Here is a 15,848-nt window from a genome sequence, read left to right as displayed (position 1 = left end):
ATAAACTACGTATTTATGATAAAATATAATTCATAATACAACAAGGAAGGGTTTCGTACAATGAATTTAATTAATATTGCATTAGATGGACCAGCAGCAGCTGGTAAAAGTACAATTGCTAAATTAGTAGCAGCTAAGTTAGCAATGATTTATGTAGATACAGGTGCTATGTATCGCGCTATAACATATAAATATTTACAACAAAATAAGCCAGAAGATTTTGACAAGCTTATTGCATCAACAACATTGTCTTTAACGTATGATGAAGACAAAGGCCAACGCATTATACTTGATGACAATGATGTAACTGATTTCTTACGAGAAAATGATGTTACAAATCATGTATCATATGTTGCTTCAAAAGAGCCTGTAAGAACTTTTGCCGTAAAAAAACAACAAGAACTTGCGAATAACAAAGGTATTGTCATGGATGGGCGAGATATCGGTACTGTCGTTTTACCAAATGCTGATTTAAAAGTTTATATGATTGCTTCTGTAGAGGAACGCGCAGAACGTAGACAAAAAGATAATGAACTAAGAGGCATCGAATCAAATATCGAACAACTAAAAGCAGAAATTGAAGCGCGAGATCATTATGATATGAATCGTGAAATTTCACCATTAAAAAAAGCAGACGATGCACTGACTTTAGATACTACAGGTAAATCTATTGAAACAGTAACTAACGAAATTTTAGAAATGGTCAATAATATTAAATAATTAAGTCAATTAAATTAATTTTCATAGTTGATTTATAGAATTTCGTCTTTTTTTTCAAAATTTTCTTATTCTACGTTTATAATTTAATTAAAATAGGGTACTTAGAAACTATATGTTTCAAAAATTGCAAGAATAGTTTAATTCGTTTTGTTATATACTACTAAAATAATTGATAAATTGTGGAGTTCTAGCTTCACTTTTACATAGTTTTTATACAAAACATGGGTTGCTGTGGTATTTCTTGACAATTTGGTTACTTTGTAAGATGTTATAATTATGTAGTGTAATAAGGAGGCAGACAAGATGACTGAAGAATTTAATGAATCAATGATTAATGACATTAAAGAGGGAGATAAAATTACTGGTGAAGTTCAATCACTAGAAGACAAACAAGTGATTGTCCATGTCAATGGCGGTAAATTTAACGGAATTATCCCAATTAGTCAATTATCAACACATCATATCGATAATCCAAGTGATGCGGTAAACGTAGGTGATGAAATTGAAGCATATGTTACGAAAGTCGAATTAGACGACGAAAACGAAACAGGTGCTTACATTTTATCTAAAAGACAACTAGAAACAGAGAAATCTTATGACTATTTACAAGAAAAACTAGATAGTAATGAAACTATTGAAGCTAAAGTTACCGAAGTAGTTAAAGGCGGTTTAGTAGTAGATGTTGGACAACGTGGGTTTATTCCTGCTTCATTAATATCAACTGATTTCATTGAGGATTTCTCTCATTTTGATGGACAAGTTCTAGAATTAAAAGTCGAAGAATTAGATCCAGAAAATAATCGTGTCATTCTTAGTCGTAAAGCTGTACAAGAAGTTGAAAATGCTAAAAAGAAAGATCAACTTCTCCAATCACTAACTGAAGGTGATGTCATTGAAGGTAAAGTCGCACGATTAACTAACTTTGGCGCCTTTATTGATATTGGCGGTGTTGACGGTTTAGTTCACGTATCTGAATTAGCACATGAACATGTTAAAACACCTGAAGATGTAGTTGCTATTGGCGACGACGTTAAAGTTAAAATTAAATCTATAGATAAAGATAGTGAACGTATTTCCTTATCTATTAAAGACACTTTACCTAGCCCGTTTGAATCTATCCGTGGCGAATTCAATGAAGGTGATATCATTGAAGGTAAAGTCGTACGCTTAACTAGTTTTGGTGCTTTTGTGGAAATTAAAGCTGGTGTGCAAGGCTTAGTTCACATTTCAGAAATAAGTCACAAACATATCGGTACTCCAGGCGAAGTATTAGAAGCTGGTGACATAGTGAGTGTCAAAGTCCTTGGTGTCGATGTCGAAAATGAACGTATCTCTTTATCAATCAAAGCAACATTACCAAATGAAGATGTTGTCGAAAGTGATGATGAAACGACGAAATCATATTTAGATACAAGTGACGATGAAGAAGACAATCCTACATTAGGAGATGTATTTGGAGATAAATTAAAAGACTTCAAATTTTAAAGTTTTCAATTAAATATTAAACTTAAATCTTGTCCTGATTGACAGAAGGGCAAGATTTATTTTATGTTCAAAATTATAATAATTTCAGAATTTATTAACTTTGTTGATAAAACAATTAATATTAGTAATGTAAGCATATACGTCGTTAAAGGGTATTTATAAAAAACTGCCGAATTAATTTCAGGAAAGTTGTTTCAAAATTTCTTTTTCTTTAGTGATGCCATATGATAGAATTATAGAGATTTAATATAGAGAGGAAGTTAGGTAATGACTAAACCTATAGTAGCAATTGTCGGTAGACCGAATGTCGGTAAATCTACAATTTTTAATAGAGTAGTGGGTGAACGTGTATCTATTGTCGAAGATACTCCAGGTGTTACTCGTGATAGAATTTATTCTACAGGAGAATGGTTAACTCATGACTTCAATATCATTGATACAGGTGGTATTGAAATTGGAGATGCTCCATTCCAAACTCAAATTAGAGCACAAGCAGAAATTGCGATTGATGAAGCAGATGTGATTATTTTCATGGTGAATATTCGCGAAGGTTTAACACAAAGTGATGAAATAGTCGCACAATTATTATATAAATCCAAAAAACCAGTAGTATTAGCAGTCAACAAAGTTGATAATCCGGAAATGCGCAACGAAATTTATGACTTTTATGCATTAGGTTTTGGTGAACCTTATCCAATTTCTGGTTCACATGGCTTAGGATTAGGTGATTTATTAGATGCTGTTGTTACACATTTTAAAGAAGATGTGGAAGATCCTTATGATGAGGATACAATTCGTCTTTCTATAATTGGTAGACCGAATGTCGGTAAATCTAGTTTAGTTAATGCAATTTTAGGTGAAGATCGTGTTATTGTGTCGAATGTTGCTGGTACAACACGTGATGCGGTTGATACAGAATATTCATATGATGATCAAAATTTTGTCCTTATAGATACTGCTGGTATGCGTAAAAAAGGAAAAGTCTATGAATCCACAGAAAAATATTCTGTCTTACGTGCTTTAAAAGCAATAGAACGCTCAAATGTTGTACTCGTAGTCATAGATGCTGAGCAAGGTATTATAGAACAAGATAAACGTGTCGCAGGTTATGCGCACGAAGAAGGAAAAGCCATTGTCATCGTTGTCAATAAGTGGGACACTGTTGATAAAGAAACGAATACAATGAAAAAATTTAAAGATGAAGTGCGAAAAGAGTTTCAATTCTTAGATTATGCCGAAATCGCGTTCGTCTCTGCAAAAGAACGCCAACGATTAAAAACGTTATTCCCATATATCAAAGAAGCAAGTGAAAATCATAAAAAACGTGTCAAAAGTTCAACACTTAATGAAGTGGTTACAGATGCAATTTCTATGAATCCTACTCCAACCGATAAAGGACGTAGATTAAATGTATTTTATGCTACTCAAGTAGCTATAGAGCCGCCAACTTTTATTATTTTTGTTAACGATGTAGAATTAATGCATTTTTCGTATAAACGTTATTTAGAAAATCAAATTCGTGATGCATTTGGTTTTGAGGGCACACCAGTGCACATCTTACCTAGAAAAAGAAATTAAATCGGGGGGATTTACTTATGGTACAAGTTACCGTATATGGAACTGGAAGTTTTGGTACTGCATTAGCTAACGTTTTAGCTGAAAATGGACATGATGTCTTAATGTGGGGAAAAAATAATGAAACAATTGAACAAATAAATTCGCAACATGTAAATACCAAATATTTAAAAAATGCAGAATTAAACCACCAAATAAAAGCAACTAACGATCTAACGCAAGCAGTTACATTTGCAGACGTATATTTAATTGCCCTACCTACTAAAGCAATTAGAGAGGTTTTAGGACAAATCGATGCGTTAATCACTAATAAGAAGATTTTTATCCATGTTGCTAAAGGGATTGAAAACAATACCTTTAAACGTGTTTCAGAAATGATAGAAGATACAATTTCGTCAGAACATAATGATGGCATTGGCGTTTTATCTGGACCTAGCCATGCCGAAGAAGTTGTCATCAAACAACCAACTACAGTAGCAGCTTCTTCCAATAGTGAAACTATTAGTAAATTAATTCAAGATTTATTTATGAATGATTATTTACGTGTGTATACAAATAGTGATTTAATCGGTGTAGAACTCGGTGGCGCCTTAAAAAATGTCATTGCTGTTGCCAGTGGCGTAATAGCAGGTATGGGCTTTGGTGACAATGCCAAAGCAGCTCTTATGACTCGTGGTCTCGCAGAAATTAGTCGATTAGGCGAAACATTAGGTGCAGACCCAATGACTTTTTTAGGTTTAGGTGGCATTGGTGATTTAATAGTTACATGTACATCTACCCATTCAAGAAACTATACTTTAGGTTATAAACTAGGCGAAGGTAAATCTTTAGATACAGCACTTGATGAAATGAATATGGTAGTAGAAGGTGTCTATACAACAAAATCTGTTTATCAATTATCTAAAAAGTATAATGTCGACATGCCTATTACCGAAGCTTTATACAATGTGTTGTTTGAAAATACACCTGTTGAAGAAAGTGTTAAGTACTTAATGGAGCGTGGAAAAAAAGCCGAATAACGAAGTAATTTTACACTATTAAGACAATAGATTACTTTTTTAAATAAAAATCCCTTTAATTCAAGCTTTTTCGTATATAAATCATTGCAGTAGCAATATTTGTTGTGTTAAAGTCATAGCATAATGATATTAAGATATCATTATTAACCCTAGGGGAGGTGAATTCGTAATGAACAAAACTGATTTAATCAACGCTGTTGCAGAACAAGCTGATTTAACTAAAAAAGAAGCAGGTTTAGCTGTGGATGCAGTATTCGAATCAATTCAATCATCACTTTCTAAAGGTGAAAAAGTACAATTAATTGGATTCGGTAACTTTGAGGTACGTGAACGTGCTGCACGTAAAGGACGTAACCCTCAAACTGGTAAAGAAATTGATATCCCTGCAAGCAAAGTTCCAGCATTCAAAGCTGGTAAAGCTTTAAAAGACGCAGTAAAATAATTCTTTACTTTACATCAAAGCCCTTTAATAAAGGGGCTTTTTCTTTTTACATAAATTAATACATATAATATAAAATCAATAAATAAAACGTTATTTTTGTCTAAATATATATAAGTTGTTAACATTGATAAGTTAGAAAGTGCATATTGGGCAACCAACTTTTTGTTTAATGTTATAATAGTTAGGCTGACCATATAGAATAAAAAGTTTTCTTAAATATTTTAGTCATCCTTGATTTTAATTTCTATCATATAATGTTACTATGTATATTGATTATAACGTGAGGTGTGAACATGGAATCAACATATACTATATTAAAAAAACAAATTACACAAAGACTTGCTGATGTACCTTTACATCAACCTATACATATTAATCGCGCATTAAGTGACGTACTTGATTCATATGACATACCTGAAAAAGCGAAACTAGCTTGCCTCACTATTGACACAGCAATGTGTCATTTAGATGCCGTTCCAGGTGATCATCTTTCTAAACAATCCATATTAATTGGTGATTTGTTGAGCGCACATTTTTACACGATTTTAGCTGAACTAAACAACCCTAGTTATCAAGCAAAAATTAGCCAAGCAATCGTTGAAGTAAATGAATTGAAATCTTCTATTCACCATAACCAAATAGATAAACAGCAAATAGAAAAAACTATATTGACCATTGAATGTCTGTTTCCTATTGTGACCATTCAACATTATATTGCTGATGTTAATACGATTGATATTCAAGCAAAAATGTTCAATCATGATGATGCACATTTATCATTCTATTTAAGACAATATTCGAAAGAGGAACAAAATACATTTTTCAAGAATATAAAACAAAATTATATTCATAAAAGAGGTAATTTAAAATGACTGAAAACAATGCTAAAAAAGAACAAGTACATACAGTATTCCAAAATATATCAAATAAGTATGATCGTTTAAACAATATCATAAGTTTTGAGCAACATGTTTTATGGCGTAAACATACGATGAAAGAAATGGCTGTAACTAAAGGAGCAAAAGCATTAGATGTTTGCTGTGGCACAGCTGATTGGACAATTGCTTTAAGCAAAGCAGTCGGCACTACTGGTGAAGTTTATGGCGTCGATTTTAGTGAAAATATGCTCGCAGTGGGCGAAGAAAAAACAAAAGATATAGATAACATCACACTTATTCATGGAGATGCTATGGACTTACCGTTTGATACAAATTCATTTGATTACGTAACTATTGGCTTTGGCTTAAGAAACGTTCCAGATTATTTGGCTACATTAAAAGAATTGAATCGAGTACTAAAACCTGGAGGTATGGTGGTTTGTTTAGAAACAAGTCAGCCGACGTTACCTGTGTTCAAACAATTTTATAAAATGTATTTCAAATTTGTAATGCCAATTTTTGGTAAAATTTTTGCAAAATCTAAAGATGAATACGAATGGTTACAACAATCTACATTTAATTTCCCAGACAAAGAGAAATTACGTCGTTTATTTAATCAAGCTGGTTTCAGCAATATGAAAGTACGTAGCTATACAGGTGGCGTTGCTGCAATGCACCTTGGCTATAAATAATACGAAACAACCAAAGGTGATTAGCGTGGCAAAGTTAAATATGAACAGTGAAATAAAGAAAATTGAACAACGATTACAACTAGCAATCACTAGTAAAGACAAAGTACTCGAAAATGCTGCTTTCCATTTATTGTCTTCTGGGGGTAAACGTGTTAGACCTGCATTTGTTATCTTAAGTAGCCAGTTTGGTGAAGATAGAACTGAGTACACCTACAGAGTTGCAGTAGCGTTGGAACTTATTCACATGGCAACACTAGTCCATGATGATGTAATTGATAAAAGTGATAAACGACGCGGCAGACCTACAATTTCTAAAAAATGGGACCAAAACACAGCAATTTTAACCGGGAATTTTTTGTTAGCACTTGCTTTGGATTATATTTCGTATATTCCTGATAATCATGTACACGCTGTTATCTCTAATGCGATTATAGATGTTTGTAAAGGGGAACTCTTTCAATTTCGAGATCAATTTAATGCGAAACAATCCATAACTAACTATTTACGCCGTATCAATAGAAAAACAGCTCTTTTGATTCAATTATCAACTGAAGTCGGTGCCATTTCTTCTGGAGCAGACGAAGAAACTGTGCGTAAATTAAAGATGATTGGTCATTATATTGGTATGAGTTTCCAAATTGTAGACGACATATTAGATTTTACTAGTACAGAAAAACAATTAGGAAAACCAGTAGGTAGTGATTTGATGAATGGCCATCTCACATTACCAGTTTTACTTGAGATGCGCAGTAACCCAATGTTTAAAGCAAAAATTGAAGCGTTACATAGTGATAGTCCAAGAATAGCTTTTGACGAATGTGTCTCAATTATAAGACACTCTGACAGTATTAAAGTGGCTCAAAACATTAGTGATCAATACTTAAATAAAGCACTAACACTTATTGAGTCCTTACAAAATAAAGAAGCTAAAAGTTTATTTAAAAAATTGATACAAAAAATGAGTAAAAGAAGTATGTAAGTTATGTAAAAACATTGAAAGCGCTTTTACATCCTGTTATTATAGTGTTATGCTGATTATATATCGTATAACATAATTCATGCGGTTAATTTAACAATTATTCAGCGTGATACATAACACAGGGGGATTTACGCACAATGGAAAGAACATTCTTAATGATTAAACCGGACGCGGTACAACGTAATTTAATTGGTGAGATTATTACTCGCCTTGAAAATAAAGGACTTAAATTAGTAGGGGCTAAGTTAATGTCAGTACCAAAATCTTTAGCCGAAACACATTACTCTGAACATGTTGATAAACCATTTTATGGGAGTTTAGTATCGTTTATTACATCTGCGCCAGTATTTGCGATGGTTGTTGAAGGTGAAGATGTTGTAAGTGTATCACGACATATCATTGGTACTACAAACCCAACTGAAGCGGCACTTGGAACAATTAGAGGAGATTTAGGCTTAACAGTAGGTAGAAATATTATCCATGGTTCTGACTCAGTTGAGTCTGCTAAAAGAGAAATTAGTTTATGGTTCAATGAAGACGAGTTGACAGATTATCAACAAACACGTGAACCGTGGATTTATGAATAATATAAATAATTAGTATAAAGGCAGGAATACAATTCAGTATTCTCGCCTTTATTTTTTATGCCTAAAACAGTAATATCATATCCGTTTTATAGCTTTCAATGTTACACTGGAACTAAAATAATCATATCGAGCTAATTATTTATTAAATTTTCTGTTAATATGATTATCTGAATATGGTAAGATAGAAAACATATCATTAATTTAAAGTATTAAAGAACGGAGTGTGCATATATGAGATATTTAACATCAGGCGAATCACATGGCCCACAATTAACGGTGATTATTGAAGGAGTACCTGCTAATTTAACAATTAATGTTGAAGATATAAACGAACAAATGTTTAAACGCCAAGGTGGTTATGGTAGAGGACGTAGAATGCAAATTGAAAAAGATACGGTTGAAATCGTTTCTGGTGTTCGTAATGGTTATACATTAGGGAGCCCTATCACTCTAATCGTCAAAAACGACGATTTTACACATTGGAAAAATATCATGGGTGCAGATCCAATAAGCGAAGAACAGCAAGAAAATATGAAACGTGTTATCACTAAACCTCGTCCGGGGCACGCTGATTTAGTAGGAGGTATGAAGTATAACCACCGCGATTTACGTAATGTGTTAGAACGTTCTTCTGCACGAGAAACTGCAGCACGAGTAGCTGTAGGTGCAGTTTCTAAAATTCTTTTAAAACAATTAAATATTGATTTCTATAGTCGTGTAGTTGAAATTGGTGGCGTTAAAGACCAAGGTCTTTATGACTTAGAAACAATTAAATCTAACGTTGATAAAAATGATGTACGTGTAATCGATGAAAGTATTGCTCAGTCTATGAGAGATAAAATTGATGAAGCGAAAAAAGCAGGGGATACCTTAGGTGGTGTAGTACAAGTTATTGTAGATGGATTACCTGTTGGTATTGGAAGCTATGTACACTATGATCGTAAATTAGATGGCAAAATTGCCCAAGGCGTCGTGAGTATCAATGCATTTAAAGGTGTAAGTTTTGGCGAAGGTTTTGATGCTGCTGAAAAACCAGGCAGTCAAATTCAAGATGAGATATTATATGATGAAACAAATGGATACCACAGAGGCTCTAATCATTTAGGTGGATTAGAAGGGGGCATGTCTAACGGAATGCCTATTATCGTTAACGGTGTAATGAAACCTATTCCTACGTTATACAAACCTTTAAACTCAGTAGATATTAATACTAAAGAGTCTTTCAAAGCTTCTATCGAACGTTCAGACAGTTCAGCTGTACCAGCAGCAAGTGTAGTGGTTGAAAATGTTGTTGCTTTTGAAGTTGCAAAAGCACTATTAGAGGAATTCCAATCTAATCACATTGAGCAATTACAAGCACAAGTTGAAGAACGTCGCGCTTTAAATATCGAATATTAATCACCAAATATTTAACACGCAATTTAATTTTCAAATATCGATTTATAAGATAGGTGAGACTATGAAATTAGAAACAACATATCAATCCAATAATTATCCAATAATTGTTGAGCATAATGCTATACAGCAATTACATCCATTTGTGCAATCCTACAAAGATATTGTGCTCGTAGTTGATGCTAAAGTAGAAGAACAATGGGGCGAGACTTTGGATTTCATTACCTCTGAATATGACGCGCATAAACTTGTTATACCTTCAGGGGAAGCTACGAAAACATTAGCATATTATAATGAAATAATAGAGGAATTACTAAGTAAAAATCTAACACGTAATACTTGTTTACTTGCAGTAGGTGGTGGTGCAACAGGTGATTTCACAGGTTTTCTAGCTGCTACATTATTGCGTGGCGTGGATTTCATACAAATCCCAACTACAATTCTAGCGCATGATTCAAGTGTCGGTGGAAAAGTAGGAATTAATTCTAAACATGGTAAAAATTTAATAGGTGCTTTCTACAGACCTAAAGCTGTTATCTATGACTTAAACTTTTTATCAACATTACCGTATAGTGAAATTATTAGTGGTTATGCTGAAGTTTATAAACATGCGCTTTTAAATGATAGTCATGCTGTCCAAACTATAGAACAGCAGTACAACTCAAGACAACGTTTAAGTGACTTAGTAGATATCGAAACTTATATTTACAATGGAATTAATACAAAATTAAATATCATTATTCAAGATGAGAAAGAAAATAATGTCCGTAAACATTTAAATTTAGGTCATACTTTTGGTCATGCAGTAGAATATAAATTCAAAATTCCACACGGTCACGCTATTATGATTGGCTTAATATATCAATTTATAGTATCTAATATTAATTTGAATACAACTTTTGATATTCAACGGTTTATTAATTATCTTCATATTTTAGATTATCCTTTAACATTAATAAATGACTTTGATTTTGACTCACTATATCAATTGATGTTAAGTGATAAAAAAAATGACGATGCCGGAGTACAAATGGTTTTATTACAAAACTATGGACAACCAATTGTTCAACACGTAGACAAAACCGTTCTCAAACAAGCATTTCACGAATTACAAACATATTTTAAAAAGTAGGTGACCCATTTGAGTAATAAAGAAATAATTGATGTCAATGGCCCTTTAATAGGCGAAATTGAAGTGCCAGGTGACAAATCCATGACACATCGCGGTATCATCTTAGGTTCTCTAGCAAGTGGAACTTCACGCATCTATAAACCTTTATTGGGTGAAGACTGCTTACGAACAGTTGAAATATTCCGTCGCTTAGGTGTTGATATTACTGTTAGTGCAGAAGTCATAACGATAAATTCTCCAGGTTATAAACATTTTGTCACACCACACCAAGTCTTATATACAGGTAATTCTGGAACAACGACAAGATTGGTGGCAGGTTTGTTGTGTGGATTAGGTATAGAAACTGTAATTTCAGGTGACACATCTATAGGTAAGAGACCAATGGATCGTATCATGAAACCATTAAAAATGATGGGAGCAAATATTTCAGGTATTAACGATAATTACACGCCTTTAATTATCAAGCCTGCAACAATAACTGGTATTGATTTCCAAATGGAAGTAGCAAGTGCTCAAGTAAAAAGTGCTATTTTATTTGCAAGTTTGTTTGCAGACAGTGAAACAACGATAAATGAAATCGATATTTCACGTAACCATACCGAAACAATGTTCCACCATTTTGGAATTCCTATTGACTCACAAGGGACTACAATCAATATCAAACCTCATGCTATTGATCATATACAGCCTGCAGATTTCCATGTACCAGGAGATATTTCTTCAGCAGCTTACTTTATAGTTGCAGGATTAATTACCCCAGGCAGTGATATTACAATTCATAATGTTGGCATAAACGATACTCGTTCAGGTATCATTGATATCGTACAAAAAATGGAAGGCAACATTACTTTGTTTAACAAAACTGATGGGGCAGAACCAACTGCATCAATTCGAGTACAATATACACCTAACTTGAAAGGTGTGCATATCGAAGGTGATTTAGTACCTAAAGCTATTGATGAAATGCCAATCATTGCTTTATTATGTACACAAGCTAACAGTTCAAGTGTGATTAAAGATGCCGAAGAGTTAAAAGTCAAAGAAACCAATCGTATCGACACAACAGCAAATATGTTAAACTTGTTAGGTTTCATGTTACAACCTACAAATGATGGTATGATTATACATCCATCTCAGTTAGAACAAACAACAACAGTCGATAGTTTTACCGATCACCGAATAGGTATGATGTTGGCTATTGCGTCATTACTTACAACTGAAACATTGCCAATAAATCAATTTGATGCAGTTAATGTTTCTTTCCCAGGATTCTTGCCGAAGTTAAAACAATTAGAAAACGAGGGATAATTAAGATGCAAGATATCTATAAGCTTATTGATGATATCAACTTACAAAAATTAGACAATTTAGAAACACGTGTGAATGATGCACTAAGTTCACCAAATGACGATGCATTATTCATCTTAGGCGAAACTTTATTCAATTTTGGTTTAACACCACAAGCCGTTGAAGTCTTTCGTACTTTGTATCATAAATACCCTGATGAAAGTGAATTACTAATTTATTTAATTGATTGTTTAATCGCAGAAAACCAAACTGACGAAGCGCTTGAATATTTAAGTGAAGTAGGTGTATCTACTGAACGCTTAATGTTAGAAGCGGATTTATATCAACAACTAAACATGTTAGAGGTTGCGATAGATAAACTAACAGAAGCGATTGATTTAGAGCCTAATGATCCTATTATCCATTTTGCTTTAGCAGAACTTCTTTATTTTGATGGCCAATACTTACGTGCTACAGCAGAATATGAAACAGTTCTTGAAACTGGTGAATACGAAATTAATGGTGTTAATTTATTTTCACGCTTAGCTGACTGTAGTTTACAAAGTGGAAACTACAGCGACGCCATCAAAATGTTTGATGAAATGAATGAAGACGAAATGAATTCTGAAGACTTCTTTAAAAAAGCGATTGCTTATGAAAAAAATGATTTAACTCAAGAAGCTATAAAATTGGTACAATCATTACTTTCTAAAGACCCTGATTATTTACAAGGCTACTTTTACTTACAACAATTATATGAACAAGAAAAAAATTATCCAGATGCCATTGAAATTGGTAAAGAAGGGTTACGATTAAGTCAATTTTATAAAGAACTGATGGTTTCAACAGGTACAATTGCGCTTGAACACGGAGATGCAAATGAAGGCGTTGAATTATTACTACAAGCATTAGATGTAGATAATGCCTACCAAGAACCATTGTTAATTTTAAGCGACTTATATCGCAACGAAGAAGATTACGAATCCCTTATTGGGTTGATACAATACGTCGATGAGGAAGATATGGGCCCAGTATTTATGTGGCATCTTGCACATGCGTTAGGTAAAGAAGAACGAGATAAAGAAGCTCAACATTTCTTTGCATTAGCATATCCAACTTTAAAAACACAAGTAGACTTTTTAAGTGACTATTATTTTTATTTAATTGAAATCGGCGATATAACTACTGCGAAACAATTACTATTACAGTTAGTTGAATTAGAGCCAAGTAATGATACGTGGCAGGATGAATTAGACAGAATTCAATAAATGAGGTGATTAAAATGACAGACAATTTAAATCAATTGAAAATAGACTTTATTGAATATTTACTATTTCAATATGAGTTTAAATCAAGAATCAGTGTCTGGACTTTAAATTATCTTAAAAGCTCTTTACAACAAGCAGAACGTATTTATTTTGTAGATTCAATCGTAAACAACCACGTTACATTAACACTAGCTACCATTCAATCTAATTCAAACGCCATTACATTACAAACGAATACCCAATTGTACAAAAATAGCAATGAAATTTTTAATTTCATTGCTAATTCTTCGTTTGCAATTGATATTAAAATAGATTTTGGTACGCAATTACGTAGAGAACGTCGTTTAGATGAATTACTGGTAGCGCAATTATTACAATCTCCATACTACATTACCTATTTCAATGATATATATACAATTCCTTTATCAAAGCATAAAGAAAATACGATTATAGCCAATTTGCAAGAAAATATTGATTTAAGTTTGCAAATGAATGATAAAGATCTTTTTTACCAACTAACTCAAATTTTAAATATTTTCAAACATAGAAATCATAATTCAACAATGAGGGATTGATAAGATGCCAATTAATTCACTATTAAATTTAATTACTTACAATAAAAAAATGCTATGGTTAATATTGCTATGTAACATATTAGGTACTTTGTATGGATATATATGGTACGGGGGACAACTAAGTGTAACTGATTGGCAATATAAAATATTTGTTCCTGATAGTCCTACCGCTTCACTTTTTCTTTGTATAGTATTGATTGCTTATTTATTTGATAAAAATCTACCTATTATTGAAGCATTAGCCTTTGTCACACTTATCAAATATGGTATTTGGGCTGTTATAATGAATATCATTATGTTTATTCAATACGATAATATAACTATAGTCGGATGTATGTTAATAATGTCTCATGGTATTATGGCATTAGAAGCTTTCTTATTTTATCGCCGTTTTAAAATTACACTAGTCGGTTTTATTGTTGCTATGATTTGGGCGTTTCACAATGATATTATTGACTATGTCTTTATGCAGTATCCATATTATGATTTTATTGAGTCTCATTTAGCAAGTGTAGCCTATCTTGCTTTTTGGTTATCGGTAATTCCATTACTATTCTATTTGATACGATTGAAGCAATGTAAAACATTTGACCATTCTTAACGTTCACAGTAAAATGATAAACAAAGGAGTGAATTTTCTTGTCTTTTATTTATATGATAATATATTTTGTTATTTTGATGGTGTTACCACTTTGGGCACAGCATAAAGTAAAATCAAATTATGAAAAATATTCACAAGTAAGATCTACAAGTGGTAAAACTGGTCAGGAAGTTGCATTAGAAATATTACATGCGAACGGTATTTACGATGTTGATGTAGTAGAAGGACAAGGCTTTTTAACTGATCATTATGATCCACGTAAAAAAGTCGTCGTGCTTTCACCAGCTAACTTCAGCAGACCTTCAGTTGCAGGAACTGCAATTGCAGCCCATGAAATTGGACATGCAATCCAGCACGCGCAAGGCTATTTCTTCTTAAGATTTAGAACTGCTTTAGTGCCACTTGCTAATATTGGGAGTTCTATAGGGTATTTAGCTGTTTTTGCAGGTATTATTTTGACAAGTCTGCAAAGTACCTTAGGTTCAACAGCATTATGGATAGGTATTGCATTAATGTCATTCGCAGTTCTCTTTTCTATTATTACGTTACCAGTTGAGTTTAACGCTAGTAAACGAGCTATGCAGCAAATTCAACAATTAGATGTTGTAAATGAAAAAGAATATAAGCATGCCAAAAAAGTATTAACAGCTGCTGCTATGACTTACGTAGCATCTACTGCTGTTGCATTAGCAGAACTTGCTAGATTTATTTTAATTGCACGTTCAAGCGACTAATAATAATATTAAACACCTTTTCGTCAAGAAAAGGTGTTTTCTTATGTCCAATTTTCTTTCTTACTATATAGTTACTAATTACAATAAAGAACATTGCAACATTAATGCATGGCTGTATATTTTAGTCTATACTATATAAGAAATGATTTAAAAGGAGCGATTAATATGAAAACTATGAACACGATGCAACAAGAAGTCGATACCTATATAAGTCAATTTAAAACAGGATATTTTTCTCCATTAGCCAATTTAGCTCGTTTAACTGAAGAAGTAGGAGAATTATCTCGTGAAATTAATCATCTATACGGAGAAAAGAAAAAGAAAGATAGTGAAGCAGATAATACAATTAAAGCAGAATTAGGTGACAACCTATTCGTATTGCTATGTATTGCTAATTCATTAGATATAGATATGACTGAAAGTTTTAATGAAACATTAGATAAATATAATGGTCGAGATAAAAATAGATTTGAATAATA

The 15,848-nt window shown here is 32.7% G+C and carries 17 protein-coding genes; all 17 read left to right on the top strand.

Annotated elements, in window-relative coordinates; translation table 11 throughout:
• Positions 1-60: 60 nt before the first annotated feature.
• The 17 genes from cmk to KA845_RS10205 all read left to right on the top strand — a co-directional run bounded on the left by cmk (position 61) and on the right by KA845_RS10205 (position 15,846).
• Positions 61-720, top strand: coding sequence for a (d)CMP kinase (cmk, locus tag KA845_RS10285; RefSeq protein ID WP_021458768.1), 660 nt, complete (start codon positions 61-63; stop codon positions 718-720).
• Positions 721-1,023: 303 nt separating this feature from the next.
• Positions 1,024-2,205, top strand: a complete 1,182-nt coding sequence (gene rpsA, locus KA845_RS10280; protein WP_002511188.1) for a 30S ribosomal protein S1 — start codon at positions 1,024-1,026, stop codon at positions 2,203-2,205.
• Positions 2,206-2,472: 267 nt separating this feature from the next.
• Positions 2,473-3,783 (top strand): ribosome biogenesis GTPase Der, encoded by a 1,311-nt coding sequence (gene der / locus KA845_RS10275; protein WP_002511187.1) that lies wholly within the window; start codon positions 2,473-2,475, stop codon positions 3,781-3,783.
• Positions 3,784-3,800: 17 nt separating this feature from the next.
• Entirely contained in the window at positions 3,801-4,799 is a 999-nt protein-coding gene (locus tag KA845_RS10270; protein ID WP_002511186.1) for an NAD(P)H-dependent glycerol-3-phosphate dehydrogenase, read from the top strand.
• Between the two features lie 169 nt (positions 4,800-4,968).
• On the top strand, positions 4,969-5,241 hold the full coding sequence (locus tag KA845_RS10265) for an HU family DNA-binding protein (RefSeq protein WP_002483248.1): 273 nt from the start codon (positions 4,969-4,971) through the stop codon (positions 5,239-5,241).
• A gap of 293 nt (positions 5,242-5,534) precedes the next feature.
• Positions 5,535-6,113 carry a heptaprenyl diphosphate synthase component 1 gene (locus KA845_RS10260; protein WP_021458769.1) on the top strand — a complete coding sequence of 193 codons (579 nt, stop codon included), beginning with the start codon at positions 5,535-5,537 and terminating at the stop codon, positions 6,111-6,113.
• Positions 6,110-6,811, top strand: a complete 702-nt coding sequence (locus KA845_RS10255) for a demethylmenaquinone methyltransferase (RefSeq protein ID WP_002511184.1) — start codon at positions 6,110-6,112, stop codon at positions 6,809-6,811. The genes KA845_RS10260 and KA845_RS10255 overlap by 4 nt, the downstream gene beginning before the upstream one ends.
• Before the next feature lie 25 nt (positions 6,812-6,836).
• Positions 6,837-7,790 (top strand): polyprenyl synthetase family protein, encoded by a 954-nt coding sequence (locus KA845_RS10250; protein WP_210128038.1) that lies wholly within the window; start codon positions 6,837-6,839, stop codon positions 7,788-7,790.
• Positions 7,791-7,927: 137 nt separating this feature from the next.
• A complete protein-coding gene (gene ndk / locus KA845_RS10245) occupies positions 7,928-8,377 on the top strand; it encodes a nucleoside-diphosphate kinase (protein ID WP_210128036.1) in 450 nt (149 codons plus the stop codon).
• 231 nt (positions 8,378-8,608) lie between these two features.
• Complete coding sequence (gene aroC, locus KA845_RS10240; RefSeq protein ID WP_002511181.1) at positions 8,609-9,775, top strand: chorismate synthase; 1,167 nt, start codon at positions 8,609-8,611, stop codon at positions 9,773-9,775.
• 61 nt (positions 9,776-9,836) lie between these two features.
• Positions 9,837-10,904, top strand: coding sequence for a 3-dehydroquinate synthase (gene aroB, locus KA845_RS10235; RefSeq protein WP_210128034.1), 1,068 nt, complete (start codon positions 9,837-9,839; stop codon positions 10,902-10,904).
• Positions 10,905-10,913: 9 nt separating this feature from the next.
• Positions 10,914-12,212, top strand: a complete 1,299-nt coding sequence (gene aroA / locus KA845_RS10230) for a 3-phosphoshikimate 1-carboxyvinyltransferase (protein ID WP_210128032.1) — start codon at positions 10,914-10,916, stop codon at positions 12,210-12,212.
• Positions 12,213-12,217: 5 nt separating this feature from the next.
• Positions 12,218-13,459, top strand: a complete 1,242-nt coding sequence (locus KA845_RS10225) for a tetratricopeptide repeat protein (RefSeq protein ID WP_210128030.1) — start codon at positions 12,218-12,220, stop codon at positions 13,457-13,459.
• Between the two features lie 14 nt (positions 13,460-13,473).
• On the top strand, positions 13,474-14,034 hold the full coding sequence (locus tag KA845_RS10220) for a YpiB family protein (protein ID WP_210128028.1): 561 nt from the start codon (positions 13,474-13,476) through the stop codon (positions 14,032-14,034).
• A gap of 4 nt (positions 14,035-14,038) precedes the next feature.
• Positions 14,039-14,635 carry a DUF1405 domain-containing protein gene (locus KA845_RS10215; RefSeq protein ID WP_210128027.1) on the top strand — a complete coding sequence of 199 codons (597 nt, stop codon included), beginning with the start codon at positions 14,039-14,041 and terminating at the stop codon, positions 14,633-14,635.
• 38 nt (positions 14,636-14,673) lie between these two features.
• Positions 14,674-15,369, top strand: coding sequence for a zinc metallopeptidase (locus KA845_RS10210; RefSeq protein WP_002511176.1), 696 nt, complete (start codon positions 14,674-14,676; stop codon positions 15,367-15,369).
• Positions 15,370-15,534: 165 nt separating this feature from the next.
• Positions 15,535-15,846, top strand: a complete 312-nt coding sequence (locus tag KA845_RS10205) for a nucleotide pyrophosphohydrolase (protein WP_002511175.1) — start codon at positions 15,535-15,537, stop codon at positions 15,844-15,846.
• Positions 15,847-15,848: the final 2 nt, after the last annotated feature.

Source organism: Staphylococcus sp. GDX8P114P-2 (assembly GCF_017892945.1).
Classification (GTDB): Bacteria; Bacillota; Bacilli; order Staphylococcales; family Staphylococcaceae; genus Staphylococcus; species Staphylococcus arlettae.
The sequence above is the reverse complement of the archived record's forward strand: the minus strand, read 5'-3'. Positions and strand labels throughout refer to the sequence as shown.